Origin of the sequence: Geofilum rhodophaeum (assembly GCF_002210225.1) — a bacterium.
Taxonomy (GTDB): Bacteria; Bacteroidota; Bacteroidia; order Bacteroidales; family Marinilabiliaceae; genus Geofilum; species Geofilum rhodophaeum.
In genome coordinates this window covers 1-689 of the sequence record NZ_MWUJ01000075.1, presented here as the reverse complement: position 1 = coordinate 689, position 689 = coordinate 1, and the positions used below count along the sequence as shown (strand labels likewise).

Genomic DNA, 689 nt, shown 5'->3' with positions numbered 1-689 from the left:
CTAACGCAATAAGTAGACCGCCTGGGGAGTACGGCCGCAAGGTTAAAACTCAAATGAATTGACGGGGGCCCGCACAAGCGGTGGAGCATGTGGTTTAATTCGATGCAACGCGAAGAACCTTACCTGGTCTTGACATATCTAGAATCCTGCAGAGATGCGGGAGTGCCTTCGGGAATTAGAATACAGGTGCTGCATGGCTGTCGTCAGCTCGTGTCGTGAGATGTTGGGTTAAGTCCCGCAACGAGCGCAACCCTTGTCCTTAGTTACCAGCGGGTTAAGCCGGGAACTCTAAGGATACTGCCAGTGACAAACTGGAGGAAGGCGGGGACGACGTCAAGTCATCATGGCCCTTACGACCAGGGCTACACACGTGCTACAATGGTAGGTACAGAGGGCAGCTACACAGCGATGTGATGCGAATCTCAAAAAGCCTATCGTAGTCCAGATTGGAGTCTGCAACTCGACTCCATGAAGTAGGAATCGCTAGTAATCGCGGATCAGAATGCCGCGGTGAATACGTTCCCGGGCCTTGTACACACCGCCCGTCACACCATGGGAGTTGATTGCACCAGAAGTGGTTAGCCGAACCTTTTAGGACGGCGATCACCACGGTGTGGTTGATGACTGGGGTGAAGTCGTAACAAGGTAGCCGTAGGGGAACCTGCGGCTGGATCACCTCCTTATAGACG

The 689-nt window shown here is 53.4% G+C and carries 1 rRNA gene; it reads left to right on the top strand.

Annotation, left to right across the window (positions count from 1 at the left end):
• Positions 1–683, top strand: a 16S ribosomal RNA gene (locus B4W65_RS17110); the annotation flags it as partial.
• Between the last annotated feature and the right edge of the window lie 6 nt (positions 684–689).